Origin of the sequence: Desulfonatronum sp. SC1 (genome assembly GCF_003046795.1) — a bacterium.
GTDB lineage: Bacteria > Desulfobacterota > Desulfovibrionia > Desulfovibrionales > Desulfonatronaceae > Desulfonatronum.
This window is the reverse complement of record NZ_PZKN01000035.1, coordinates 18,613-42,937: the sequence shown is the minus strand read 5'-3', so window position 1 is coordinate 42,937 and position 24,325 is coordinate 18,613. Positions and strand designations below refer to the sequence as shown.

General features: G+C 58.1%; 24 protein-coding genes and 1 pseudogene. 19 read left to right on the top strand and 6 right to left on the bottom strand.

Translation table 11 applies throughout. The features are described from left to right. From C6366_RS15900 to C6366_RS15890, 3 genes are all read right to left on the bottom strand, one after another. Nucleotides 1-1,904 (bottom strand): radical SAM protein (locus tag C6366_RS15900; RefSeq protein ID WP_107739683.1); only part of this gene is annotated, 1,904 nt, incomplete at its 3' end. A 219-nt stretch (nucleotides 1,905-2,123) separates the two neighbouring features. Beyond that, complete coding sequence (locus C6366_RS15895; protein WP_158269825.1) at nucleotides 2,124-3,359, bottom strand: nitrate/nitrite transporter; 1,236 nt, start codon at nucleotides 3,357-3,359, stop codon at nucleotides 2,124-2,126. Between the two features lie 131 nt (nucleotides 3,360-3,490). Beyond that, on the bottom strand, nucleotides 3,491-3,880 hold the full coding sequence (locus tag C6366_RS15890) for a hypothetical protein (protein WP_107739679.1): 390 nt from the start codon (nucleotides 3,878-3,880) through the stop codon (nucleotides 3,491-3,493). A 594-nt stretch (nucleotides 3,881-4,474) separates the two neighbouring features. On the opposite strand from C6366_RS15890, the gene phnD reads away from it, so the two are divergent. From phnD to C6366_RS15805, 18 genes and pseudogenes are all read left to right on the top strand, one after another. Beyond that, the gene (gene phnD / locus C6366_RS15885; RefSeq protein WP_107739677.1) at nucleotides 4,475-5,422 is read left to right on the top strand and encodes a phosphate/phosphite/phosphonate ABC transporter substrate-binding protein; all 948 of its coding nucleotides are present in this window, start codon (nucleotides 4,475-4,477) and stop codon (nucleotides 5,420-5,422) included. Continuing rightward, nucleotides 5,419-7,617, top strand: a complete 2,199-nt coding sequence (locus tag C6366_RS15880) for a sigma 54-interacting transcriptional regulator (RefSeq protein WP_107739675.1) — start codon at nucleotides 5,419-5,421, stop codon at nucleotides 7,615-7,617. Before phnD ends, C6366_RS15880 begins: the two co-directional genes overlap by 4 nt. Before the next feature lie 63 nt (nucleotides 7,618-7,680). Continuing rightward, on the top strand, nucleotides 7,681-7,836 hold the full coding sequence (locus C6366_RS19715; protein WP_158269824.1) for a hypothetical protein: 156 nt from the start codon (nucleotides 7,681-7,683) through the stop codon (nucleotides 7,834-7,836). Next, nucleotides 7,790-7,935: pseudogene (locus C6366_RS20350) on the top strand (arsenate reductase ArsC); the annotation flags it as partial. The gene C6366_RS19715 and the pseudogene C6366_RS20350, both read left to right, overlap by 47 nt. 554 nt (nucleotides 7,936-8,489) lie before the next feature. Beyond that, the gene (locus tag C6366_RS15870; RefSeq protein WP_158269823.1) at nucleotides 8,490-8,873 is read left to right on the top strand and encodes a hypothetical protein; all 384 of its coding nucleotides are present in this window, start codon (nucleotides 8,490-8,492) and stop codon (nucleotides 8,871-8,873) included. A 121-nt stretch (nucleotides 8,874-8,994) separates the two neighbouring features. Next, complete coding sequence (locus C6366_RS15865; protein WP_199221539.1) at nucleotides 8,995-9,747, top strand: 4Fe-4S dicluster domain-containing protein; 753 nt, start codon at nucleotides 8,995-8,997, stop codon at nucleotides 9,745-9,747. A gap of 11 nt (nucleotides 9,748-9,758) precedes the next feature. Further along, nucleotides 9,759-11,027 (top strand): NrfD/PsrC family molybdoenzyme membrane anchor subunit, encoded by a 1,269-nt coding sequence (nrfD, locus tag C6366_RS15860; RefSeq protein ID WP_107739671.1) that lies wholly within the window; start codon nucleotides 9,759-9,761, stop codon nucleotides 11,025-11,027. Beyond that, entirely contained in the window at nucleotides 11,020-14,250 is a 3,231-nt protein-coding gene (locus C6366_RS15855; protein WP_233248537.1) for a molybdopterin-dependent oxidoreductase, read from the top strand. The genes nrfD and C6366_RS15855 overlap by 8 nt, the downstream gene beginning before the upstream one ends. A 177-nt stretch (nucleotides 14,251-14,427) precedes the next feature. Further along, nucleotides 14,428-15,687 carry an NAD(P)/FAD-dependent oxidoreductase gene (locus C6366_RS15850; protein ID WP_107739669.1) on the top strand — a complete coding sequence of 420 codons (1,260 nt, stop codon included), beginning with the start codon at nucleotides 14,428-14,430 and terminating at the stop codon, nucleotides 15,685-15,687. A gap of 12 nt (nucleotides 15,688-15,699) precedes the next feature. Then, the gene (locus C6366_RS15845) at nucleotides 15,700-16,308 is read left to right on the top strand and encodes a hypothetical protein (protein WP_107739666.1); all 609 of its coding nucleotides are present in this window, start codon (nucleotides 15,700-15,702) and stop codon (nucleotides 16,306-16,308) included. A gap of 165 nt (nucleotides 16,309-16,473) precedes the next feature. Further along, complete coding sequence (locus C6366_RS15840; RefSeq protein ID WP_107739664.1) at nucleotides 16,474-16,803, top strand: helix-turn-helix transcriptional regulator; 330 nt, start codon at nucleotides 16,474-16,476, stop codon at nucleotides 16,801-16,803. Nucleotides 16,804-16,881: 78 nt separating this feature from the next. Then, nucleotides 16,882-17,115 (top strand): thioredoxin family protein, encoded by a 234-nt coding sequence (locus C6366_RS15835; protein WP_107739662.1) that lies wholly within the window; start codon nucleotides 16,882-16,884, stop codon nucleotides 17,113-17,115. A 1-nt stretch (nucleotide 17,116) separates the two neighbouring features. Further along, complete coding sequence (locus C6366_RS15830; protein ID WP_233248536.1) at nucleotides 17,117-17,548, top strand: co-chaperone YbbN; 432 nt, start codon at nucleotides 17,117-17,119, stop codon at nucleotides 17,546-17,548. A 98-nt stretch (nucleotides 17,549-17,646) separates the two neighbouring features. Then, entirely contained in the window at nucleotides 17,647-18,351 is a 705-nt protein-coding gene (locus tag C6366_RS15825) for a cytochrome c biogenesis CcdA family protein (protein ID WP_107739659.1), read from the top strand. Nucleotides 18,352-18,424: 73 nt separating this feature from the next. Next, on the top strand, nucleotides 18,425-18,907 hold the full coding sequence (locus tag C6366_RS20345; RefSeq protein ID WP_107739657.1) for a co-chaperone YbbN: 483 nt from the start codon (nucleotides 18,425-18,427) through the stop codon (nucleotides 18,905-18,907). A gap of 61 nt (nucleotides 18,908-18,968) precedes the next feature. Continuing rightward, nucleotides 18,969-20,270 carry a permease gene (locus tag C6366_RS15815; RefSeq protein WP_107739655.1) on the top strand — a complete coding sequence of 434 codons (1,302 nt, stop codon included), beginning with the start codon at nucleotides 18,969-18,971 and terminating at the stop codon, nucleotides 20,268-20,270. Nucleotides 20,271-20,308: 38 nt separating this feature from the next. Continuing rightward, nucleotides 20,309-20,743 carry an arsenate reductase ArsC gene (locus C6366_RS15810; protein WP_107739653.1) on the top strand — a complete coding sequence of 145 codons (435 nt, stop codon included), beginning with the start codon at nucleotides 20,309-20,311 and terminating at the stop codon, nucleotides 20,741-20,743. Nucleotides 20,744-20,874: 131 nt separating this feature from the next. Continuing rightward, a complete protein-coding gene (locus tag C6366_RS15805) occupies nucleotides 20,875-21,369 on the top strand; it encodes a rhodanese-like domain-containing protein (RefSeq protein ID WP_199221538.1) in 495 nt (164 codons plus the stop codon). Here C6366_RS15805 and C6366_RS15800 read toward each other — a convergent pair. The 3 genes from C6366_RS15800 to C6366_RS15790 all read right to left on the bottom strand — a co-directional run bounded on the left by C6366_RS15800 (nucleotide 21,346) and on the right by C6366_RS15790 (nucleotide 23,803). Then, complete coding sequence (locus C6366_RS15800) at nucleotides 21,346-21,834, bottom strand: universal stress protein (RefSeq protein ID WP_107739651.1); 489 nt, start codon at nucleotides 21,832-21,834, stop codon at nucleotides 21,346-21,348. The genes C6366_RS15805 and C6366_RS15800 overlap by 24 nt on opposite strands. Nucleotides 21,835-22,063: 229 nt before the next feature. Then, complete coding sequence (locus C6366_RS15795) at nucleotides 22,064-22,282, bottom strand: hypothetical protein (RefSeq protein WP_107739649.1); 219 nt, start codon at nucleotides 22,280-22,282, stop codon at nucleotides 22,064-22,066. A gap of 99 nt (nucleotides 22,283-22,381) precedes the next feature. After that, nucleotides 22,382-23,803, bottom strand: coding sequence for a heterodisulfide reductase-related iron-sulfur binding cluster (locus C6366_RS15790; RefSeq protein WP_158269822.1), 1,422 nt, complete (start codon nucleotides 23,801-23,803; stop codon nucleotides 22,382-22,384). Nucleotides 23,804-23,929: 126 nt separating this feature from the next. On the opposite strand from C6366_RS15790, the gene C6366_RS15785 reads away from it, so the two are divergent. After that, nucleotides 23,930-24,301 carry a helix-turn-helix transcriptional regulator gene (locus C6366_RS15785; RefSeq protein ID WP_107739645.1) on the top strand — a complete coding sequence of 124 codons (372 nt, stop codon included), beginning with the start codon at nucleotides 23,930-23,932 and terminating at the stop codon, nucleotides 24,299-24,301. Nucleotides 24,302-24,325 lie beyond the last annotated feature (24 nt).

Genomic DNA, 24,325 nt, shown 5'->3' with positions numbered 1-24,325 from the left:
GGATCGAGGTGGTTCAGGGCGATGAGTTCCGCGATCACGTCGTCGGTGAAGGCTTCGGGTTCATAAGCGAACATCAGGCTGCGCACCCGCAGGGCGGTGACCTGGGGCAGGGAGCGCAGAGCCCGGGCATAGGCCTGGACCTCGGACAGGTGGTTGAGAATCTTGTCTTCCGCGGCCAGGACCACGTCCGAAATCTCCGGATTGGCCCGGATGTACTCCAGAATGTCGTCCATGCCCCGGTTCGCGGACACGTCCACCTCCACCTGGGCGCGGTGGACGCGCTGCAGGGCCTCGATGCCCGTGGGGACGATGCTTTGGCGAATGCGCTGGTCCCGGCAAATGAGCTGCTGGACCCGGCCCAGCTCCTCGGGGTCAAAGTCCCTGACCGGGGGTGCGCTTTGGGAAAGGTGGCCGAAAAACAGGGACTCGTCGCCGATCTGGGCCATGAACCGGGAGTCCAGGGTTTCTTCGCGGTTCACGCGGCTCTTCTCCAGGGAAAATCGCGGAGCAAAGGACTTGAAGTAGCCTTCGGTGTAGGGCGTGCGGATCCAGATCATGTCCGGCTCCTCCCCGCTCTGCTCCACGGCCCAGCCGCTGGTGTTCCAGTCGATCTTGCCGATCTTGGTGGCCGTGCACAAAATGGGCATGGCCCGGTCGGGCAGGTGGCCGCGCAGATGGGCCAGGGCCGCGTGGCCCGCGGAAATGGGCGTCCAGTAGATGTTGTTGCCCTGGATCGGGCTGCACGGGATGTAGATATAGTGCAGCTCGGAGCCCACGGCGCGCAGTTGGGCGTAGAGTTCGGCCAGTTCCGCGCCGGTGTCGTTGCAGTCCTTCAGGAACGGTGTCTGGGTGTAGACGCCGACCCCGCCCTTGACCAGCCGGGAAATGATTTCCAGGCTGTAGTGGGAGATTTCGTCCGGGTGGATGAAGTGGGTGGCGATTTCGATTTTTTTGTTGGTCTTTTGCAGCTCCCGGTTCTGGTTGATCAGGTAGTTCAGCCAGAATTCGTTCTCCGCGAAGAACAGGGACGGATAGTAGGAGATGCATCGGGAGGCGATCCGGATGGTCTGGACGTGGGGAATCCCGGCCAAGCCGGCCACGGCCGTGGTCAGGGTGGCCTTGTTCATCAGCGGCTCCCCGCCGGTGAGCACGATCTCCTTGATCTGGGGCGATGCGGCGATGTGCTCCACCGCCTTTTGGACGTCCTCCACCGTGGGAGCTGGCAGGTTGCGGCAGTCCTTGTGCTTGCGGAAGCAGAATCGGCAGTAGACCGGGCAGCTCATGTGCAGGACGAAGATCGGTCGGTTCTGATACATCTGTTCCAAGAGCCCCTGGTGAAACTGGCCGATCCAGGTGTTTTTCAGGCCGGTCTGGTCCAGCTCCTGGACAAAGGGCATGAATTGATAGGCTACATGCCGGGACAGGCGGGACTGGCGCAGGACATGCCGGGACAGCCGCACCGGGTAGGTGTCGATGACCTGTTGCAGATCCTCGCGTTGTTCCCCCGGAACCACGGTGTTGGTCAACTCCGCGTACTGTTCCACGGAACGCACCGCCACGAACCCGTCGCCGGGAAGCATCTGCTCCAGGAAGACCAGCAGCAGCCGCTTGGGCAGAACGATCCCGGAGACGCGCACCTCCGGACCTTCCTGATCGTCCATCTGGTGATGAGCTTGGGCCAGTTGATGCAAGACCTCCTGGAAAAACGCCGCCTCGTCCTTTCCACAGGCTCGAAGCAGGTTCGCGAACCGGTCGCCATGGCCCAAAAGCGTTCCGAAGTCCGGCCCCAGATAGAACCGCGTGCCCCAGCGCTCCAGAAAATCCACCACCGCAGCCCGCAGCGCGTCGTGGGAAATGTTCGCTTCGTTTCCTGAATGACTGAATCGTACGGAATAGGTCTTCATGCCCGCTGCTCCAAAATGTTGTCGTCGATCACCCCAACCGCAGCATGTGTTTGGGCCGGGCCGATCCCGGTCGTGCCGCGCGTTCGCCCCGGAGAGAGGTGCCGGACGCGGGCTTTTTCGTCAATGGTGTTGGGCGGGCGGGCGAAGGTTTCGGCTGCGCGGGGGAAAAGCGGATCAGACGGATTGGGCGGATCGGGCGGGCCAGACCGATCGGGCGAATCAGGGCGTGGGTTGATCTTGCGACGGCACCGGTGAAGGCGACGGCGACGGCTTGAGGGCCGTGGTCAGGACCGTGCTGAGCAGGATCGCCGCGCCCAGAAGGATGAAGCCCAGGGCGAAGAGATCGTGGTCGCCGAAGATGCCGAGTCCGGCCGGGATCAGTCCGCCTCCGGCCAGCACGGCCATGGGCACGACCAGGGAGATGGCCAGGGGGCGGACGGCTGCGGGGTAGACCAGGGAGAGCACGGCGAACCCGGCGGGAAAGAAGCACCCGCCCATGGTCGGCTGGACCAGCACCGCCAGCATGACCCAGCTTCCGGGCAGCAGGCCGAAGGTGATGGTCGCGATGCCGGTGAGGGCGACGAAAATACGCAAGGCCCGGATGGGACCGAGGCGATCCACGATCATCCCGGCCCAGAAGACCAGAAACAGGCCGGAAACCCGGGACGCGGCCAGGAGGTAGTTGACCCAGTCCGCCGGCAGGTCGCGCACGCTGACCAGGTACAGCGGGGTTTGGGAGTAGACGCCCTGGGTGGCTCCGATGGCCATGGCGAAAAAGACGGCCAGAATCCAGAAGCGGCCCTGACCCAAAGTGGTCAGGTAGGCTTTGGGCCGGGGAGGAATGCTTTTCTCCCGACCCGCGGAGCAGTACCTGAGGAACAGGACCAAGGCGCCCAGGGCCAACAGGGCGTTTCCGGCCAGGGCCGCCCTCCAGCCCAGACCCAGGCCGGTCATCATTTCGGCCAGCAGAGGGGCCAGGACGAAGCTGAGGTTCGGGGCCAGTTCGTGGATGGCCAGGGCCTTGCCCCAGTTGGTGTGCGGAACCATGGACGTGAGCACGGCGAAGCCGGACGGGAAGTACAGCCCGCCGAACAGGCCGACCAAGAGCAGGCTCGACCGCAGCCAGAGCAGGTTCGGGCTGAACGCGGCCAGGACCAGGGCCAGGGCGATGCCCACCGCGGAAACCATGATCACCTGACGGTGCTCCAGGCGGGAGGAGAAGAAGCCGGAGCAGAGCAGGGCCACGCTGTAGCCCAGGGAGACGATGAAGAACAGCTCCCCGGCCTGGGCCTTGGTCAGGTCGAAATCGTCGCGGATATGCAGCAAAAACGGCGCGAGGACGACCCGGGTCATGAAGTTGGCGAAAAAAATGCCCATCAGGCTGAGCAGGCCGGGAACCACGGATCGAAAGGCCGGATAGCCCGCGGCATCCGTGCCGGGAGAGACAAGAGGCATGGGCATGACCAGAGGAAAGAGTGAAAGGGGAATACGCCGAGGGAATGGACGAAACACGCCGCGCGGGGGTGTGTCGCGTTACCGTTGCAGGTCGCCCGGATCAGGGGCGAGGACGGGCCTTGCTCGGTCCGTTACGGACCCGAAGCCGAGGATGCTCCGGTTTTCAGCTCATTGACGTAAAGGATCGCGGGAATGGCGAAGAGGCCGTAGATGACCACCGCCATGCCCAGGTCAATGGGCCAGAACGGTGAAGCGGACTCGTCCAGGGTGGACAGCACCAGCAAGACGTGGACCCCGCCCAGGATCAACGTCAGCCGCCCCGGCCAGGTCCAGAACGCCGAGGAGAAGTAGCGTCGTCCAAAGGCCAACCCGTGGCAGGCCAGCAGGCAGAGGGCGAAAAAGGCGATGTCGGCCAGGATTTTCACGGTGAGCGCGGGTTCGGCGGAGATGGCGAGCAGCAACAACCGCGTGGCGGTGGTGGCCAGGAAAAGAATCGCCAGCAGGAAGAAATAGATTTTCATGGGTCACCCCGGGTGGAAGGAAAAGCGTTGGGCGTGCGTCCGTTACCCGCGCGCGGTTGTTGGGATGCATTCAGGAACGTTTTGGGATGTATGGGGCTTGGACTGAAATGTCAAAAGTCGGCGCGGGCGGGAAAATGCAGGGACCTGTAAAAGTCAGACGCTGGCACCGGTCATCCTCAAAGATATTGTTAAAATGTCTCACGCAGGCTGCGTATACTTGGCTAGCACTTTGAAAAGAAGCCATAATGCAAAACTCCACTCAACATTTCAGAAGATTAGAAAAATCTTTGACGTCGTCTTGGGTGCTATGTCGCCATCCCTTGGCAAGGTTGACCAACAGGGACAATTTGCGAACCATTCGCAGTCCGCGAGCCTGGAAAAGCGTGCAGACGCCAACGGAAAAGCGCGGAGTGCTCCGCACAATTTGGAGAGGCTGATAGCATGAAGTCCACGACACGAGGGATCCTGAAGCGGACAAGATATTCAGCGTTGGATAAACATGGAACAGCCTTCTTGCAAACCATCTCAATATCCGGGTAAGGTCGAGCATGTCGAATTTTTCCGTCACGATGTGTTGATGAGCAGGAGGTCTTCATGCGCAACGCTTCGCGCCTCATGTTGTTCCAGGCGGTGCTGTTTAGCCTGCTTCTGCTCGCCGGTTGCGAGCGGGGGGAGGAGGTCAGGCCCGTGGACTTCAGCAAAACCGTCGCGATTTCCGAACCGGTGGCCGATGCCGGCGGGCGCCCCGTGCTGCGTGCCGCGGTGGGGGCCATGATCTCTCCCAAGGAGACCCACGGAATCTATCTCCAGCTCCTGGCTTACGTCAGCCGAAAAATGGAGATGGAACTGGAATTCGTGCAGCGCAAGACCTACGCCGAAGTGAACGAAATTTTGGGGCAAGGAGAGATCGACCTAGCCTTCATCTGTTCCGGTCCCTACGCTCTGGGCCGGGAAGAGCACGGGTTCGAGCTGCTGGTCGCTCCCGTGGTTCAGGGCGCTCCCGCGTACTATTCCTACCTGATCGTCAATCAGGAAGGTACTCACCAGTCTCTGGAAGACCTGCGCGGGACCATCTTCGCCTTCACGGACCCGCACTCCAACACCGGCCGGTTGGTGCCGGAATACTGGCTGGCCGAAATAGGCGAGCGGCCGGAGAGCTTTTTCCGGGACGTGATCTACACCTACAGCCACGACAATTCCATCCAGGCCGTGGCCCAGGGGTTGGTGGACGGTGCGGCCGTGGACAGCCTGATCTGGGATTACTACGCCCGAGAAAACCCCGAACATACGTCCCGGACCAGGATCATTAAGCGCTCGAAGCCGTACGGCATCCCGCCCATCGTAATCGCCCCGGACATGCCGCGGGAACGGGTCGGCCAAATCCAACGGCTCCTTCTGAACATGCATACGGACCCCGAGGGAGCGGTCATTCTCGGCGAACTGATGATCGACCGCTTTGTTCCCGCTGATCCGGCCTGGTACGCCTCGATCCGGGAGCTGCATGAAACCGTGCAGGCCCTTCGGGAGCGCGGCGCACCATGAAACCACGCTCCCTCAAGGGGACCCTCCTGGCCGCCGTGGCCGGGCTCGTGGCGCTGAGCACCCTGCTGGTGACCCTGCTGGCTTCGCACCGCTACGCTCAGAGCCTGGAGCAGACCCTGGCCGCCCAGACTGAAAACGTGGGCCGCGCCCTGGCCGCGGAAGCAGCTGATTTGGTCCTGGTTAACGACTTGGTCAGCCTGCGGAACATGCTGGATCGACACCGCACGGCCCACCCTTCATTGAGCTATCTGTTCATCATCCGCGAAGGCCGGGTCCTGGCGAGCACCTTTGGCGGGGAAATACCTTGGGATCTGCTGAACTTCAATCTCCCCGGACACTTTCCCGACGACGGGACAGTGACGCAACGAATCGTTTCCGAAACCGGTCACAAACTTCTGGACATGGCCCTGCCCATCTTCGAGGGCCATGCCGGCATCCTGCGTCTGGGCGTATCTGAGGAACATCTGCGTCGGGAAATCCGAAACTTGTGGGTCTCCATCGGCCTTGTGGCCCTGGTGATTCTGCTTCCAGCCCTGGGCGGAGGCCTGCTGTTCCTGAATCGCACAACCCGGCCCCTGCTCGCTTTGGTCCAGGCGGCCCAGGACTACGCACCGGACAAGAGCAGATCGCCCATCCCGGTCCAGGGACAGAAGGAGATCGCCGTGCTGGCCGAAGCCTTCAACGCCATGACCGAGCGCATCCACGAGTATACCCGCAGGCTGGAGGATCAGGCCACCGAGTTGGAGCAGACTCAGAGCCAGTTGCGGGCATCCTGTGAAATCGTCCGCGACGTTTCGGCTCTGGGTTCCCTGCCGGAAATCGCCGCATACCTGATCCGGCAAACCAAGGGCATTCTGCAATGTCGAGACGTCAGTCTGCTGGTCTTCAATCCCGGGCGGGAGATGTTTTTCGTGCTCACTGCGAAAGATGTCCGCAAAGTCACGGACCCGCGGGCCGCGGCTGAAGCCGAAGCCTTGCTCCAGGGTATGGAACCGATTTTTCAGCCCGAGTTCCCGGCCTTCCACCCGCCCATGATTCCTGAAAGCCTGGCAAAACTCCCCGGCCAGTCCATTCTCCCCCTGTATCACGAGGATATCCTGTGCGGAGCCATGATCGTGGGCTGCGTGAAGAAATGCGCTTGTCAGCCCCGGGATCTGGAACTGGTCAGCCTCGTCATGTCCCAGGCCGCCGGGACCCTGCGCCGCGCCGTCAAACAGGAGGCGGAAGCGCAGCAGTTTCTGACCCGTCAGGACTCCCAGTCCAGCTTCATGGGCATCATTGGTCGCGACCCGAAGCTGACCCAGATTTTCCGCCTGATTGAGGACGTTGCCGCCACGGACGCCACGGTGCTGATCCAGGGTGAATCAGGCACGGGCAAGGAACTGGCGGCCAGGGCCATTCACGATCTCAGTCCCCGCAAGATCAAACCTTTCGTGGTCATCAACTGTTCGGCCTATCCGGCCACGCTCCTGGAGAGCGAACTGTTCGGTCACGAGAAAGGGGCTTTCACCGGGGCATTGAAGCAGCGTCCGGGGCGGTTCGAGCAGGCCGACGGCGGGACCGTCTTTCTGGACGAGATCGGCGAGATTTCCGCCTCGGCCCAGGTCAAGCTGCTCCGCGTGCTTCAGACCCAGCGCTTCGAGCGCGTCGGCGGGGAGCGGACCGTGACCGTGGACGTGCGCATCGTGGCGGCCACGAACAAGAACCTGCTGGAGGAGGTCAAATCCGGCCGGTTTCGCGAGGACCTCTACTACCGTCTGGACGTGATCCCGGTCCAGCTTCCCCCCCTGCGGGATCGCGGCAACGACGTGGCCCTGCTGGCCGCTCACTTCCTGCGCCACTTCAGCGAGGATCAAAAGAAAACGATCACTGAGTTCAGCTCCAAGGCCATGCGTCTGCTGCTGGACTACCCCTGGCCGGGCAATGTCCGGGAGCTGGAAAACGTCGTGGAACAAGCCACGGTCCTGGCCAAGTCCTCGGTGATCACTCCGGAGGAGCTGCCGACCCGGTTGAAGGCCGTTGCATCGTCCCAGGAATCCTCGGTCACCCTGGAGGAACAGGAGCGGACGATCATTCTGGAAGCTCTGGAATCCTGCTCATGGAACAAAAAACTGGCCGCCCAGCGCCTAGGCATCGGTCGCAGTACGCTCTATGCCAAGATGAAGCGGCTGGGGATCGCAGCTGATGATGCGTAACCATCGCGCAGTCGATGAACCAAGGTAGGCGTCGAGGAGCGCTTCCCGCAACACCTCCACCGGATGGCTGATCAGAATGTCGTCCATGTGGGGATCTCCGACCGGCCGCTCCGCGATCTGTTTCAGGGCCGTGACGGTCTGAGCCACGGCCTCCACGGCTACTTCGTGAACCTGCCCCTTTTTCCCCGCCAAGACAAAGCGGCTCCACGTCGGCGTTGACGACCCGCCCAATCCGAGGAAGAGGCCCTGGGCCACTACCGCCGGGTGCGCGACGAAATCCGCGACTACGTGCGGACTCCTCCGGACGCCCTCGGCTGATCATAAACCGCGTCCGCCACGCTTACCGCGAAAAACACGGCACGCAGCCGTCGTCGGTGGCCGTGCTCATGACGGCCCGTAACTTGCCTAAGATGAAGACGTGGCTCTCCTCCAGTTCTCTGAGTGTTGTCCGGCCGCGTTCCAGCCTGTTTTCGAAGAACAGGGCGACGGTGGTCAGCAGCTTAGCGTAGAAGTCCTGGTAGGATTTTTCCAGGGCCGTGTAATGATCCGCCCATCATATTTCCAGACATTGCACCAGTAAAATATCTGCAAATCCATATCACTGTGTCCAACATTTACACACTACAACCAGCTTAAACCAAAAACTAATTTTAAAATAATTAAAAAAATGTTTCGTTTTTGGACACAACATAGCCGACACAATGCTCCACCGAATCCAGTGCGCTGGCTGCATGCCATCAGTTAAAGCAATGATGTCGGATTGATATGTAAAAAGCGGGGAAATGCCCCTGATCAACGGCATGGCCTTTGCTTTAAGAGTTACTGTTTTTTGCGGATAATCGCCACGACCAAGCATAAAAAAGGGGGCGAGCGTGGGATGCCCAATATTACTGGTTGGAAAGTACGATGAAAATCGCCAAACGGTGCTGGAAGCGGTTAAGGTTGTTGGCCAAGCTTTTTCTTTCGTACCCAGTTTGCAAGACTTCGAAAGGGTCCTCGGTCATTCGGGAGCATGCATCGTTCTTCTAGATTTGCAAATGAACGGCGTCACAAACGCAATGATCCGCAAAATCAAAAGCGTCCGTCCAGACGTCATTATCATCGGTATTTCCGGAAAAGTTTTTCATCCGGAACTTGAGGATGCGTTACGCACACATCTTTTCGCGGTCATATCGAAGCTAATTGATCCGGAAGAATTGATTTATTGCCTGCGATCCGCCCTAGACCTATCTCATTGTCCTTCAGCAATGAAGTGAGCAATTACAAGATAAGGAGGGACCCGGGACATCAGTCAAAATCGCCAACACAGCCGCCAACAGTCTTTTCGCTTTACGATCAAATACGATCAAATCTGGTTAAAATTCAAGGAGGTATCCCGTGGCAAGAATCCTGCCCAGTGAAGATCTGCTCGTGCGCATGCAACGCGACGTGCAACGGGCCATGGCCGGCGATCATTCAAAGATCAAGTGGAGCATGGTCATCGACCTGGCAAAATGCGTCGGATGCCATGCCTGTACCCTGGCTTGCGTGGCCGAGAACAAGCTGCCCCCGGGCGTGGTCTACCGACCTGTACTGGAAGAAGAGATCGGGACGTATCCCAATGTCCGCCGAAGATTTGTGCCCAGACCCTGTTTGCAGTGCCAAAATCCTCCCTGCGTGAAGGTCTGTCCTGTCAGCGCGACGTACAAGGATGCCCAGGGCATTACGATAATGAAGTACAATCGTTGTATCGGTTGTCGGTACTGCCTAGTGGCATGTCCCTATGCCGCCAGAACCTCGGATTTTGGAGAATGGTACACCAACAACACCCCGGACCAACCGGGAAATCTCTTGGGTAAAACCGCTTGCGCTGAAGCTTATGAACGCCACCCCGCCCCCGAGTACGGCGAAGAATTGCCGCAACGCAAATGGCGCTCCCCCATCGGCAACGCCCGTAAATGCCATTTCTGTAAGCACAGATTGGACAAAGGCATGCTCCCGGCCTGCGTGACGACGTGCATCGGTCGGTCCACGTTCTTCGGCAATCGCAATGACCCGGACAGCCTGATCGCCGAATTACTGGCCTCCCCACGGGTCTTCGTACTTAAACCCGAACTGTCCACCAAACCGGCCCTGTACTATCTCAAATAAGGAGGTTGAACATGAAATACAAATACTTCGTACCCTTAATGATCATTGCCGCGGTCGGATTGGTGGTCGGAGGAATCGGACTTGTTGACCGGCTGCTGAACGGCTTGAATCCTACGGCCCTCACCTCCTATATCCCCTGGGGGCTGTGGGTAGCGTTCTATCTTTTCTTTCTCGGTCTGTCCGCCGGCGCTTTTTTGGTGACCATCATGACCTACGTGCTGGGCATGAAACAGTTCGAGGAAATCGGGCCACTCTCCGCTTTTGTCGTGCTGGTGGCCCTGATTTGCGAGGTTCAATTCATTCTTCTCGATCTTGGTCAAATTCATCGGGCTTTTTACCAATTTTTTCTTACGCCGGCATTTTCCTCCATGTTGACCTGGATGTTCGTGCTCTTCAACGCCATGTTGGGCATTTACGCCCTGAAAACATTTTTCCTAATCCGCGGCGACCTGATTCGCTGGTCCAACGACGAAACAAAGGGCTCCTCGCTCAGACGCATCTATAGATTGCTTGCCATGGGCGGCACCAGCTACAGTGAGGAACAGCGCGAAAAGGATATGCATAAGGTTCATATTCTGGCAAAGATCAGCCTTCCCGTGGGTCTGATCTTTTACGCCACCAACGGTTCATTTTTCGCGATTCTGCTCAGCCGCCCGGTCTGGAACAGCGCCATGACGCCCTTTTTGTTCGTGGTCGCGGCCCTGCTCTCCGGCGGTGCGTTGATCACCTTCTTGACCTATGTTTTTCGGCGCAGGGACCCCATCAATCCTGACGGTGTCTGTTATGAAGACAGGCTGTGCCTGGACCTGGGCAGAGTCATCCTGTTTTTACTCCTGGTATTTCTTGGATTGGAAGCCATGCAGTTTTTCATCGGCTACCAGGCAGCCATGGAGGCAGTGGTTACCAGCCTTAACCTCATTGTCTTCGGACCTCACTGGTGGGTTTTCTGGATCATACACCTGCTCATCGGCAGCCTTATACCATTGTTTTTATTAGTTTTCAAAAGCAAGGACGTCAAATCAGTGGTCATTGCCTGCTTTTTGATCTTCAGCACTTTTGCCGCTGTACGCTACAATTTCGTTATTCCGGATTTAGCCGTCTACAAGATGGAGGGGCTCGAGGCTGTTTTCTACCATCCCCGTCTGCGCACGGAATACGTGCCCAACCTCAATGAGTGGCTGGTCAGCCTCTGGGTGATTTCCACAGGCCTATTGGTCACCCTCTTGGGGACGCGGTATCTGCCCCTTTTCAACAACAATGGAGGTTCGCACCATGCCTAAGCACTATAAAAAGCATGAAGAACTGGAACAGCCCCAGGGAGGCCGCATGGATCGACGCGACTTCATGAAATACACGGCCTTGCTGGGCGGCAGCGCCGCGATCGCCGGCGCGGGGTTGCAGGTCATCGACTCCGCCGTAACCCCGGACGCCAGGGCCGCGGACATTCAAAACAACGCCTACGAGCACTACAAACCGGAAAATCAACTCTATTCCTGTTGCCAGCAATGTAACACCAACTGTGGGATCAAGGTCAAGATCCGGGACGGACGCATCGAAAAGATCGACGGCAACCCTTACAGCCCCTGGTGCATGACTCCCCAGATTCCGGAAAACACCCCCATTTCCGAAGCGGCCCTGATTGAGGGATCGCTCTGTCCCAAGGGCCAAGCCGGGATCCAGACCATGTACGACCCCTACCGCATCGTCCAGGTGCTCAAACGGGTCGGCAACCGCGGCGCAAACAAATGGAAAAGCATCCCCTTTGAACAGGCCGTCCAGGAAGTGGTCGATGGCGGAGACCTTTTCGGCGAGGGCCATGTGGAGGGGTTGAAGGACATCGTGGTTTTGCGTGATCCGGCCATTGCCAAGGCCCTGGCCGACGACGCCAAGCAGGTGGTGGACAAAATAATGACCATTGGAGACTATAAGACCAAACATGCCGCCGACCTGCACTATCTGATCGATCCCGACCATCCGGACATGGGGCCGAAAAACAACCAGTTCTGCTTCAACTGGGGCCGCATCAAGAACGGTCGCGGCGACCTGATCAAGGACTTCTTCAGCAAGGCCTGCGGTTCGGTCAACTATCACGGCCACACCACGGTCTGCCAGGGATCCCTTTACTTCGCGGGAACACAGATGAGCGATCAGTTCGTGGAAGGCAGGTTCACCGGCGGCAGCAAGTTCTACTGGCAGGCGGACACGGGCAATGCCGAGTTCTGCATCTTTGTCGGGGCCAATCCCTTTGAGGCCAACTACGGCCCTCCCTTGCGCGTGCAGAAGGTTACCGAAGGCACGGTGGACGGCCGGATGAAAATCGCGGTGATCGATCCACGCTGCTCCAAGACCGCCTCCAGAGCCTGGAAGTGGCTGCCCGTGGAGCCGGTCAACGGGGTTCCGGCCATTGCCATGGCCATGATCCAGTGGATCATCGACAACAATCGCTTCGACGCCCGCTATCTGGCCAATGCCAACAAGGCCGCGTCCCGGCAGGACAACGAGCCCACCTGGAGCCAGGCCGCCTGGCTGGTAAAGATCGACGCCGAAGGCAAACCCGGCACGTTCCTGCGCGGCTCGGACCTGGGGCGACCCACGGAAAACCGGGCCAAAAAAGATGAGAGTACCTGGGAATTTGATACGTTCATCACCAAGGCCGGTCCCGTTTACACGTCTTTTGACCCCAATGACGAGAGCACGCCGGTCGAAGGCGAGTTGTTCGTGGACGCGGTCCTGGAAAACGGTATTCGAGTGAAAAGCGTCCTGCAGATCATCCACGAGGAGGCCAAGGCCCGAACCATTGACGAATGGTGCGAACTGGCCGGGGTCAACACCGTGGACGTGGTGGACATCGCCAAGGAATTCACCAGTCACGGAAAAAAGGCAGTGGCCGACCTGCACCGGGGCGTGTCCCAGCATACCAATGGTTTTTACAATGTCTGCGCCTGGTACGTGGTCAACGCTCTGATCGGCAACACCGGCTGGCAGGGCGGACTTTGTCAGCCCGTGCAGTACAACCGAACGGGCAACCGCCCAGGCAAGCCGTTCGATGTGACCAAGCAATATGCCGGAGGGATCAGGGCCTTTGGCCTGAACATCATCCGCCACAGCGCGGAATACGAAAAGAGTACGCTTTTTGAAGGCTACCCGGCCAAGCGGACCTGGTATCCCTTTGCCACGGACATCTATCAGGAGGTCATTCCCAGCATCGGAGACAAGTATCCCTATCCGATAAAAGCGCTGTTGCTGTACATGGGTGCGCCAAACTACGCCCTTCCATCAGGCCACACTTTGAACGAGATCCTCAAGAATACTGACAAAATACCTCTTTTCATCGCCTCGGACATCATCATCGGTGAGACGAGCATGTACGCGGACTATATTTTTCCGGACACGACCTATCTGGAGCGCTGGGAATTTCCAGGGACGCACCCTTCCGTAGCCCCCAAGGTTTTCCCCATCCGCCAACCCGTGGCCGCGCCGCTGACGCCGACGGTCACTGTTTTCGGCGAGGAAATGCCCATGAACATGGAATCCATGATCCTGGCCTTTGCTGAGAAACTGGGAGTTCCTGGATATGGAGAAGATATCTTCGGTCCCGGCGGGCACATGAAGCGCGAGGAGGACCTTTATCTGCGCATGGTGGCCAACGTGGCGTACGGAGATGCGGCGGACGGCTCTGACAAACTGCCTCCCGCCGACGAAGAGGAAATTCGCATCTTCAAGGAATCGCGGCGACACCTGCCTAAAACCGTTTACGACTATGAGCGGTGGAAGCAGGTGGTAGGCGAGAAAGCTTGGCCGTACGTGGTCTACGTGCTCAATCGCGGTGGACGCTTTCAGGGCTATGCCGAGGCGTACAAAAACGAGCAACTGGTGAACAAGTACGACAAGATGCTCGGATTGTACTTCGAGAAGCTGGCAACCACAAAGCATTCCATGACCGGTGAAACCTACGTCCCATATGCGGCTTACATCCCCGGCCCCACGGACTGCGCCGGGAACCTGATCGACGATCGGGCCGCCGGGTACGACATGACGCTGATCACCTACAAGTTCATCACCCAGACCAAGAGCCGGACCATAGGCAACTACTGGCTGAATGCGGTCTACCCGGAGAACTTCGTGGAGATATCGAATTCGGACGCCCGGCGGATGGGTCTGCAAAACGGAGATATTGTGCGTGTGGTTTCCGCCACCAACACCGCAGGAATCTGGGATCTGGGCAACGGCACGACCATCCCGATGCAGGGCAAAGTCAAGGCCATGGAAGGCATCCGGCCCGGAGTAGTGGCCTTTTCCCTGGGCCATGGTCACTGGGCGCAAGGCTCTCAGCCCTTTGAAATCGACGGAAAGGCCATCACGATGGATAGTCGCCGCGGCAAAGGTTTTCACGCCAACGCGGCCATGCGCGTGGACCCGATCCTTGGGAACACCACTCTCAGTGACGTGGTCGGCGGTAGCGCGGTATTCTACCAAAGCCAGGTCAAATTGGTAAAAGTTTAATTTTCGTCCCTCACGCATTCTTCCAACTGGCGACCAGCGGAGACAAATCACCAATTCGTCTCCGCTGGTCGTCACCTTCAGCCACACCTCTATCCGTTGCCATGCGACAGGTGCTCTTTGGCAGAGTCTACGCCGCATCCATTTCCACCTCACACAAACACACCAGGAGGTGCGCTCATGAGGAAAATCGTCATTCTCGGAGCCGGGACCGCCGGCACAATGATGGCCAACCGGCTGTGCGAGAACCTGCGCACGGAAATCGACCAGAACAAGATCAGCGTGACCATTGTCGATGAGGACCGCGTCCATCTCTACCAACCCGGTTTGCTGTTTCTCCCCTTCAGCATGTATCGGTCCAAGGAGGACGTACTTAAGCCTCGGGACGTATTTCTGCCCTCCGAGGCCAAATTCATCGTCTCCAAGATCGAAAAGGTGGACCCTGATGCCAAGAAGGTGGTAATGAAGAAGGGCACCATTGACTACGACCTGCTGATCATTGCCAGCGGTTCGCGCTGTGATCCCACGGAAAACGAAGGGTTGCTCGGTCCGAATTGGCAAAAATCCATCTTCGACTTCTACACCCTGGACGGTGCCTTGAAGCTGCAGCAGGCCATGCGCTCCTTCAAGGGCGGCAGGATCGTGCTCAACGTGGCCGAGATGCCGGTGAAATGTCCGGTGGCCCCTCCGGAATTCGTGATGCTCGCGGACTGGTTTTTCCATGAGCGGGGCATCCGGGACAAGGTGGAAATCACCTTTGCCACGCCCTTGAGCGGTCCGTTCACCAAGCCTCTGGCCTCCCAGACCCTGAAATACGTCTGCGAAGAAAAAAACATCAAGATCATGCCGGATTTCGCCCTGAGCCACGTGGACAACGAGAAAAAGCGCATCGTCTCCCACGACAAGCGGGAGATCGACTTCGACCTGCTGGTCTCCATCCCGACCATGAAGGGCGCGCAGTTCATCATCGATTCGGAGATGGGCGATCCCCTGGGCTGGGTGCCCACGGACAACCACACGCTGCAGAGCAAGAACTTTCAGGATATCTTCGTCATCGGCGACGCCACCAATGTGCCCACGTCCAAGGCCGGCTCCGTGGCCCACTTTGAAAGCGAAATCCTGATCGAAAACATCCTGCGCTACCTGGACGGTCTGGAACCCCTGCCCAAGTTTGATGGGCATTCCAATTGCTTCATCGAGTCCGGATTCGGCAAGGCCCTGCTTATCGACTTCAATTATACACAGGAACCATTGCCCGGGAAATTCCCCCTGCCCGGGGCCGGGCCTTTCACCCTGCTTAAGGAGACCAAGATGAACCACTACGGCAAGATGATGTTCCGGTGGGCCTACTGGCATCTCCTGCTCAAGGGCAAAGATCTTCCGGTTTCCCCATTCATGACCATGGCCGGCAAGGAAATGCCGACCTCGGTCACGGCTTAGAGGAGGTGGATCATGACCGTGGAACAACACATGGAAACGTTGACCTCCCTGGAACGCAAACTGGACGATATCTCCTCCATGGCCAGGCAAATGATAAGCCGCAACGAAATGGCCCAGGATTTGGCCAGAGACCTGAATATCGTGGGCAATGCCGCGATGTTCTCCCTGCAGGAGGAGTTGGAGCTGGAAAACGTCCAGGTGGACGGACGGGAGCTGCGGCAGATGCTGATCCTGTTTCTGAAGAACATTCACAACATCAACTACGCCATGCGCCAGTTGGAAGCCGTGGCCGAGCTGGGCAAGGAGTCCTACGACACCTTGCGCGGCCTGATGATGGACTATATCGAGCGGGCCACGGAATGGGAGCAGAAGGGATATTTCCGATCAGCCGCGCAGACCGTGGACGTCATGGCCAAAATGTACGAATCCATGCCCAAGGACACCATGGATCGCCTGGAAAAGTCCGCCCCGGAGATCGGGGCCCTGCTCGCGGACCTAGCCGATCCGGAAACCCTCAAACAAACCCGCCTGCTGCTCCGCTTCCAAAAAATCCTCATCCCCGCCCTCGCTGTAGCCTGGATCGTGCCCGTGGGCATGTTACTGTTACTGTTGCTGAAGTAGACGCGCATATAGACACAGCCCCCACGCCGGTAGAAGAACCACTCTGCCGGCGTGGGGCAAGCCACGGTGTTGCCGAAACGTGCGCGCGACTGCACCAACACCCTGCGGTTGACGCCGAGCAAACATTTGGCTATTTTGCCAAATACCAAACTCGAGGACATGCGCATGCGACACAGACACGAATTCCGATCCAAGATTTTCAAGGCGTTGGGCCACCCCAGTCGAATTCTCCTGGTGGACGCCTTGCTTGGTGGAGAAAAGTGCGTATGCGATCTTCGCGAACTGGTTGGAGCCGACATCTCTACCGTGTCCAAGCATTTGTCCGTGCTGAAGGAGGCCGGCGTGGTGGGCTACGAAAAACGTGGGGCCAATGTGTATTATTCTTTACGCATGGAATGCGTACGTGGCTTTCTGGCCTGCGTGGACCGCTTCAATGCTCTCAGAGTCGAGGAACACGCTTGCGTGCTTTGCGGGGAGCGGAAGAACCAGCGTTGAGTGTGGAAGTCAGGCCGCGAAGGGCGGCACCCTTAACTTAAGAACCGTTGAATCAAATACCAGGACAAGGAGCGAAGAATGAACATCAAAGTATTGGGACCAGGTTGCGCCAAGTGCTCGGAAGTGGAACGGATCGTCAGGGAAGCCGTGGCCGAGTCCGGCAAGGCCGTTGAGGTGGAGAAGGTCACGGATATGCAGGAATTCATGAAGTACGGCGTATTCAGCACACCGGCCGTGGTGGTGGACGAAGAGGTCAAGGCCATGGGCAAAGTGCCGAGCAAGAAGGACGTGCTGGGCTGGATCAACGGATAATATGCGCTTTTCATCTCAGCCTGAGCGCTTTCAACCACGGATGAAAGCCGTCGGTTCCGGAGCCTGGGCCTTCCGGTACGGTCTTGCGGTGTTGCTGGTCGGCATTACCATTTCCGTTGCGGCCTGGGCCGTGGAGCCACCTGAAATCCCTGTGCCCGGCATGGTCACCGTGGCCAGTTTCGGAGCCGTCAACTGCGTCCCCTGTCGGATGATGGTTCCCATTCGGGAGGAGCTCCAGCGGGAGTACGAGGGCCGGGTGGCGATCGTGTTCATCGACCTGCATCGCCACTATGAACTGATCGACCAATACGCCATCCGGGTCATCCCCACGCTGATCTTTTACGATCAAAACGGCAACGAGGCGAAGCGCCATATCGGGTTCATGGACAAAAAGTCCATTGAGGCTGAAATGGCCAAGCTCGGTGTTGAATAGCTGTACGTTGAAAAACACCCAATTGCTGTGTCGCAGCAATTGGGTGTTTTTCAACGTACAGCAAAATAGGGTTTTTCAGAACTCAAAATAGGATTTGTATGGACCAGTTTTTTATTACCCTGAACATGTGGATCACCAGCGGTACGGGGCTAGCCATGGCCGGCAGTTTTCTGTGGGGCATGGTCAGCGTGTTCTTCAGCCCTTGTCACTTGGCTTCCATTCCACTCATCGTCGGCTACGTGGCCGGACAGAACAAGCTCATTGAAGGCCGGGCCGCCGCGGTCTACGCGGGCCTGTTTTCTTTCGGCCTGTTCGTGACCATCGCCCTGGTGGGGATCATTTGTGCCCTGCTGGGCCGGATGCTCGGGGACATCGGCCCCTGGTGGACTATCCTGGTGGGGCTGATCCTTATCTGGGTGGCTCTGGACATGATTGGTGTGTCCGGCTGTTCCATGTCCACCGGACTGATGAGCAAGCTCAAGGTCTCCGGACGTTCTGGAGCCTTGATTCTGGGACTTGCCTACGGAGTGCTCTCCGGCTCCTGCACTTTCGGCTTCATCGCCCCGATCCTGGCCATCATCACCATTCAGGAACAGTTTGCCAACGGCATTCTGCTGATCGTCCTTTTCGGAATCGGCCACTGCATCCCCATCGTCATTGCCGGCAGTTCCACGGCTCTGGTCCGCCGCATCCTGGAAAGCCGGTCCATGGCCACTGGCGGCCTGTGGTTTAAGCGCGGGGCGGGCATGCTCATCGGCCTGCTGGGATTGTACTTCATCGCCTTGCCGTTTCTGGATATCTAGCGAGTCCATTTTACAGTCCCGCGTTCAACATGGCATCTCAACCAATTAACCCTCCCCTTCCCAGGAAAGCCCCATGAACTCGAAAACCCATATCGGCATTGCGGTCGTTCTGATCGCCGTACTCGGGACTATTGTCTTGATCCATCAGCACCAAAGCGGGCAGCTTGATGAGAGAGCGGCCGTCAACCTGCAAAGCCTCGGGGAACCCGCCGCCCATGATGCCGACAACGACGTGGACCCGAGCCTGCTTCCCGGCAATCCCTCGCCCCTGCCCCGCATGGTGGATCTAGGCGCGGACAATTGTCTCCCCTGCAAGTTGATGGCTCCGATCCTTCAGGAATTGAAGGTCGAATACGCAGAGGTATTCGCCACGCACTTCATCGACGTCTGGAAAAACCCGACGGCCGGTCGGCAATTCAGCATTCGGATGATTCCCACCCAGATTTTTTTCGATACCGACGGCAAGGAACTCTTCCGACACGAAGGCTTCATGTCCAAGCAGGACATTTTGATGCGTTGGAAGCAACTAGGGGTGAATGTGGCGAAAGCGGGGTAGAACGTCATTCCCGCGCAGGCGGGAATCCAGTCCGCTTTTTTGAACAACAAAAGGTGTTGATATGAACTGGAAATCCGAATGGAAGCCCCTGGCCGTCATTGTAGCGGTTTTTTTAGCCACTTTTTATCTGCCCGTGGGCGTGCCCCGATTCGACAACGCGGTCCACGAAGCCCTGCAACTGGCCAGATGGTATGCCCAGGAGCATGTCCTGCTCTGTCTGATCCCGGCTTTTTTCATCGCCGGAGCCATCGGCGTGTTCGTCAGCCAGAATTCCGTGCTCAAATATCTGGGGCCTCAGGCCAACAAGGCCTGCGCCTACGGCGTGGCCTCCTGTTCCGGCTCGATCCTGGCCGTTTGTTCCTGCACCATTCTGCCCCTGTTCGCCGGGATCTACCGGATGGGCGCGGGCATCGGTCCGGCCACGGCCTTCCTCTATTCCGGTCCGGCCATCAACATCCTGGCCATTGTGCTCACGGCCCAGGTTCTCGGTCCGGAATTGGGCATCGCCCGAGCCGTGGGTGCCATATTCTTTGCCGTGGTCATCGGCTTGATCATGCACGTGTTGTATCGCCGGGAAGAAGCGGACAAGGCCGCCAAAATGGCGGAATTGCCCGTGGAGGAGCCGAAGAGAAATCTCACCCAAACCGGGCTGTATTTCATGAGCATGATCGGCATTCTGGTCTTCGCCAACTGGGGCGCCCCCGGTGAATCCACCGGAATATGGCATGCCGTCTACAGCAACAAATGGTTGTTGACCTCACTTTTCGCCATTGGCCTGGCCGTGATTCTGCCCACCTGGTACGGTCTGCCCTGGTCCCGGATGGCCATGGTCGCCTTGCCCACGGCAGCCCTGGCCCTGCTCTTTCCGCAAGAACCGACCATTGCCTTTGTCGTCGGCTTTGTGGGTCTCTCCGTGATGATCAGCACCCGTGAAGACGAATTGGGCCAGTGGTTTTCCTCGTCGTGGATCTTCGCCAAGCAGATTCTGCCCCTGCTCTTCATCGGCGTACTGATTGCCGGCCTGCTCCTCGGGCGTCCGGGAGCCGAAGGCCTGATCCCCTCGGCCTGGGTCAGCGCGGCCGTTGGCGGTAATTCACTGGGCGCGAATTTCTTCGCCGCATTTGCCGGAGCATTCATGTACTTTGCCACATTGACTGAAGTACCCATCCTGCAAGGACTCCTGGGCAGCGGCATGGGCCAGGGTCCGGCTCTGGCCCTGCTTCTAGCCGGCCCGGCCCTGAGTCTGCCGAACATGCTGGTCATTCGCAGCATCATGGGCACGAAAAAAACCGTGGTCTTCGTCACCCTGGTGGTGATCATGGCCACGATCAGCGGGATGATTTTCGGTCATTTCTGGGGGTAGCCCCGCAATCTCCGAACAAGAGCAACGAGGAGGCCATCATGGCAAAAATGCAAATTCTGTTTCTGTGCACGGGAAATTCCTGCCGCAGCCAAATGGCTGAGGGCTGGGCTCGGCATCTGAGGAGTGAATCCATCGACGCTTACTCAGCAGGCATTGAAAGGCACGGCCTCAATCCTCTGGCCGTGAAGGTGATGGCCGAAGCCGGGGTGGACATCAGCGGGTTTCGCTCCAAGACCGTGGATGAATTGCCGGAGCAGGAATTCGATTACGTGATCACCCTGTGCGGACATGCCCAAGAAACCTGCCCTTTCTTTCCCGCCAAGACAAAACGGCTCCACGTTGGCTTTGACGATCCGCCCAAACTCGCCGAACAAGCCCAAAATGAAGAGGAAGCCTTGACCCATTACCGCCGCGTACGCGATAAAATTAGAGACTATGTGCAGAGCTTGCCTGCGTCTCTGCTTGAATCATAGCCGGAACGCACCTCTCAGCGCATCCGTCACGGCGGTCGATTCGTGGAGTTTGCCCGGACTTTTTGAGCTGATACACTCGGAGAAGTAGTTTCTTTATTGAAAACTATGAAAAAAATTATGAGAAGAGTTCCATGAAAAAATTGTTGATATCATTGTTGTTGCCGGCCTTGCTCATGGTTTCCAACCTGCATGCCGACGAGCCGACCCTGGAGGAGTACCTGTTGCAATACGACTATGCGGCCCGCTGGGACATGAAGATTACCAGTCGGGAGCTGGTCGGTCTGCTCCAGCAGGACAAGGTCCAGTTCGTGGACATCCGTTTCGCCGAGGAACATGCGACCTGGAAAATGGGGTTTGGCCTGCACATTCCGCTGCCCGACCTGCCCCGGCAATTGCACAGGCTCGACCCCGACAAGCTGGTGGTCACGGCCTGCCCACTCAAGGACCGGGCGATCATCGCCATGACCTATCTGAAAACCAAAAGTTTTGACGTGAAATATCTGGCCGACGGCATGCTTGGCCTGGCCGAGTATCTGCGGGGGGATATGGCGCTGGAGTTGACGGACGTATTGCCTCCGAGCGATGACAACGAGCCCCTGGAATCATCTGACATTTGCCCTGGTTGATTGCCCTTCCTGTCTTTTGATCACGATCACCGACTGCCTAGCGTGACGCACAACGTAGTCCGCCACCGAGCCCAGAAGCATGCCGGCCATGTTGCCGCGACCGTGGGAGCCAAGGACAATGGCCGAGACATTTTCTTCATCAGCGATTTCCAGAACTCTGGACCTGGGTCTGCCGGATTCAATGCGCATGGAAACGTTCAGTCCGGCGGCTTCGAGCTCTTCGGCTATGGGTTTGAGCTGTTGGCGGGCTTCCTCCAGCAGGGACTCATACACCGTGCTTAAAAACGCACCGGATTCTTTTCCCGCCAAGGTCATTCCCTTGCGTACGACGTCCATGGTTTTTTCGTCCACTACTCTGAGCAGGACGACCAGTTTGGCACCGGCCCCCTGCAACCCTTTCACGTATTTCAAGGCCTGGAGAGAAACCTCGGAACCGTCGGTGGGGTAGAGAATTTTTTCGAACATCGCGTTCTCCTTGCTGTAAAAGGATGCCGTTCAGGCTCAACCATCCTGCCAAGATTGTTTTGAAAATTGCCTATGGTCGTGGATTGCCGCCCCCACCACCAGAAACGTCGGAACTTGCCTGTTCGTTTCCAGCAGGTGTTGCGGCACCGCCGCAACAAGGGGCCATTTCCAAAGGTTGCATGGGCTTCCGGGTTGTTTTCTCCTCAGACTGAGAAGGCGGAGACCAGCTTCACGTCGGTGCGTTTGGTTTTTCGGTTTCTTTATTTTCAGACCCCAAATCCTGCTTGGCGGAAGCTTGCTCTTGGCTCTGCTTTACCGCGTTGACATCCTCGCTCTGAGCCATTGGTACATTCTCGCCCACTTCTTCAATCTGCATGCCGCAGCAGCGAGAACTTTGTGTTCCAAACAAACGAGCGAACAATCCTTTATTCTTTTTTTCCTCTGCCATAACGACTCCTTTATCGAATCTGAGTGATAAATCGATCTCGTCCCTCTGTTCGCGCGCTGGCCGGAAAGCCAGAAGATTCTTTTCCGACCCGGCGTACGCTCACGAGATGCTCCGTCGACCATTCATCGCGGTCCGCAGCACTTCCACGGGGTGCAGGACCGGGATGTTGTCCATGTGCTGGAATTGCAGGCGACAGCTCAAGCATTCGGTGATGATGGTTTCCGGCTGAAGCGCTCGGATCTTGTCCATCAACGGCGCGCCCAGTTCCAGGCTGGAGTGATGAAACTGCTTCTTGTAGCCCATGATCCCGGCCATGCCGCAGCAGTTCAGGGTCCCGGTGAGCGGAACAACGGACAGCTCGGGGACGTTTTCCAGTAATTCCAGAAACGGATATCCGATCTTTTGTTCCCGGAGGTGGCAGGGCGGGTAGTAGACCGCTCTCCCGGGAACGGGATGCGCCATTTTTGGTGCTCGGCCCTCCACGGCCAGTGCGGCCAGGTACTCGCCCAGATCAAAGGCGTGTTCGCCCACTGCGATGCGCTGGAGCGGATCAAGGCTGGAAAATTGGCCATTGTCCCGGAGGATTGGTCCATAAGTGGCCCGGTGCAGGACCACCATGTTCCCTTCACTCGGCCCGTTGACGCCCATGCCCACGGGAATGCGCAGCGTTTTCGCGTCTCCCCCGGCATGCTGCTGATACGCCTCGGAATAATACGCCCCGTCCCGCAGGAGATGCTTGAAAAAATACCCGCAGGTCGGGCAGGAGCAGACCATGTCGAACCCCTCGGCCACATGCTCCGCCATCCATTGCAGGTTGCGCGAGACCAGATTCAGGGCCATGTCCCGGTCCCCTTCCAGCAGAGGCGGCATGCCGCAGCATTCGCCGTCCGGGTCGTGCACGGATGCGACCACATCCACTCCGAAGGCTTCCAGAACCTCCACCGCGGCCCGCGCCACCTCGGGAAACAGAAAGCGGGCCGTGCAGCCCGGAAAATAGACCGCCTTGCGCGCTTGATGATCCGTGTCTCGGCCCACCCTGGCTGAACGCTTCCGCACCCAATGGTCGAAATTTTTCCGGGGCACCGCCGGCATTGTTCGGTCCGCGTGCATGCCCAGGGTTTTCTTGATCAGGGCCGAGGTCACGGGATTGCCGACCATCACATTGCTCAACCGCGGAAACGCTCCGCACAGTTTGCCGATCCGCCCCACATCCTGAAGGGCCCGCACGCTGAAGGGCAACCCGTCCCTTGCTGCGTAAGCCGCCTTGGCGGTCATGATTTCTCGCCGGATTTTGGCGCAGGGACAAAGCCCGCAAAGATTGCACAGGTCGGACAGTCGCTGCAATTCATCTTTTGTCGCTTCTTCGCCGTGTTCCCGTTTGCGGTCGTGCAGGCGGAACAATTCCGGCAGAAACAGGCAGGCGTCCTCGATGAAGTGGCGACAGTCCTCGCAGGAGCCGCAGGCCGTGACCACTTTTTGGATCAGTGTTTCCGGGGCGTTTTTCGGTGCGTCTTGGGGCATCGCGCACATCCTTGTTGCGTGAATCTTTTATGGGGTCCGCATGGTGGTGTAGTTCGCTTGACAACGAGAAATTGTTTTGTAACTTATATTTCGTCGTTTAGCTAGATGTGCATTCCAGGAGAAAAAATGGAGACACCCCTGACCATGGTCAAAGGACTGGCCGATGGCAACAGGATGCGGATTGTCGCCGCGCTCATGGAGCGGGACGAACTCTGCGTCTGCCAGTTGATCGAGATGCTCGGCATAGCCGGGGCAACGGTTTCCAGGCACATGAGCATCCTGCAGGCCGCCCGTCTGGTTCAGAATCGCAAGCAGGGACGGTGGGTCTATTATCGCTTGGCCGATCAATTCCCTGATCTACTGCAAAAATGGTTGCGGGATTCCTTGGCCGCATCGGCGACCATTCAAGCTGACAGGAACAGCCTTGAGGCCATCCTGGCCTGTGAACCTGACGAAGTCTGCCGACGTCAACGGGAAAATGCGGAATGCTCCGCGTAATCTTCCAACGTGTTTCAAGGAGAA

What these genes read in the sequence shown, in the direction of transcription:
- phnD (WP_107739677.1), top strand. Translation starts at nt 4,475, where the DNA reads ATGCGCAACGCTTCGCGCCTCATGTTGTTCCAGGCGGTGCTGTTTAGC.
- C6366_RS15890 (WP_107739679.1), bottom strand. Translation starts at nt 3,880, where the DNA reads ATGAAAATCTATTTCTTCCTGCTGGCGATTCTTTTCCTGGCCACCACC.
- C6366_RS15790 (WP_158269822.1), bottom strand. Translation starts at nt 23,803, where the DNA reads ATGCCCCAAGACGCACCGAAAAACGCCCCGGAAACACTGATCCAAAAA.
- C6366_RS15785 (WP_107739645.1), top strand. Translation starts at nt 23,930, where the DNA reads ATGGAGACACCCCTGACCATGGTCAAAGGACTGGCCGATGGCAACAGG.
- C6366_RS20345 (WP_107739657.1), top strand. Translation starts at nt 18,425, where the DNA reads ATGAACTCGAAAACCCATATCGGCATTGCGGTCGTTCTGATCGCCGTA.
- C6366_RS19715 (WP_158269824.1), top strand. Translation starts at nt 7,681, where the DNA reads ATGGCTGATCAGAATGTCGTCCATGTGGGGATCTCCGACCGGCCGCTC.
- C6366_RS15815 (WP_107739655.1), top strand. Translation starts at nt 18,969, where the DNA reads ATGAACTGGAAATCCGAATGGAAGCCCCTGGCCGTCATTGTAGCGGTT.
- C6366_RS15810 (WP_107739653.1), top strand. Translation starts at nt 20,309, where the DNA reads ATGGCAAAAATGCAAATTCTGTTTCTGTGCACGGGAAATTCCTGCCGC.
- nrfD (WP_107739671.1), top strand. Translation starts at nt 9,759, where the DNA reads ATGAAATACAAATACTTCGTACCCTTAATGATCATTGCCGCGGTCGGA.
- C6366_RS15850 (WP_107739669.1), top strand. Translation starts at nt 14,428, where the DNA reads ATGAGGAAAATCGTCATTCTCGGAGCCGGGACCGCCGGCACAATGATG.
- C6366_RS15825 (WP_107739659.1), top strand. Translation starts at nt 17,647, where the DNA reads ATGGACCAGTTTTTTATTACCCTGAACATGTGGATCACCAGCGGTACG.
- C6366_RS15805 (WP_199221538.1), top strand. Translation starts at nt 20,875, where the DNA reads ATGAAAAAATTGTTGATATCATTGTTGTTGCCGGCCTTGCTCATGGTT.
- C6366_RS15895 (WP_158269825.1), bottom strand. Translation starts at nt 3,359, where the DNA reads ATGCCTCTTGTCTCTCCCGGCACGGATGCCGCGGGCTATCCGGCCTTT.
- C6366_RS15835 (WP_107739662.1), top strand. Translation starts at nt 16,882, where the DNA reads ATGAACATCAAAGTATTGGGACCAGGTTGCGCCAAGTGCTCGGAAGTG.
- C6366_RS15880 (WP_107739675.1), top strand. Translation starts at nt 5,419, where the DNA reads ATGAAACCACGCTCCCTCAAGGGGACCCTCCTGGCCGCCGTGGCCGGG.
- C6366_RS15840 (WP_107739664.1), top strand. Translation starts at nt 16,474, where the DNA reads ATGCGACACAGACACGAATTCCGATCCAAGATTTTCAAGGCGTTGGGC.
- C6366_RS15845 (WP_107739666.1), top strand. Translation starts at nt 15,700, where the DNA reads ATGACCGTGGAACAACACATGGAAACGTTGACCTCCCTGGAACGCAAA.
- C6366_RS15795 (WP_107739649.1), bottom strand. Translation starts at nt 22,282, where the DNA reads ATGGCAGAGGAAAAAAAGAATAAAGGATTGTTCGCTCGTTTGTTTGGA.
- C6366_RS15855 (WP_233248537.1), top strand. Translation starts at nt 11,020, where the DNA reads ATGCCTAAGCACTATAAAAAGCATGAAGAACTGGAACAGCCCCAGGGA.
- C6366_RS15830 (WP_233248536.1), top strand. Translation starts at nt 17,117, where the DNA reads ATGCGCTTTTCATCTCAGCCTGAGCGCTTTCAACCACGGATGAAAGCC.
- C6366_RS15800 (WP_107739651.1), bottom strand. Translation starts at nt 21,834, where the DNA reads ATGTTCGAAAAAATTCTCTACCCCACCGACGGTTCCGAGGTTTCTCTC.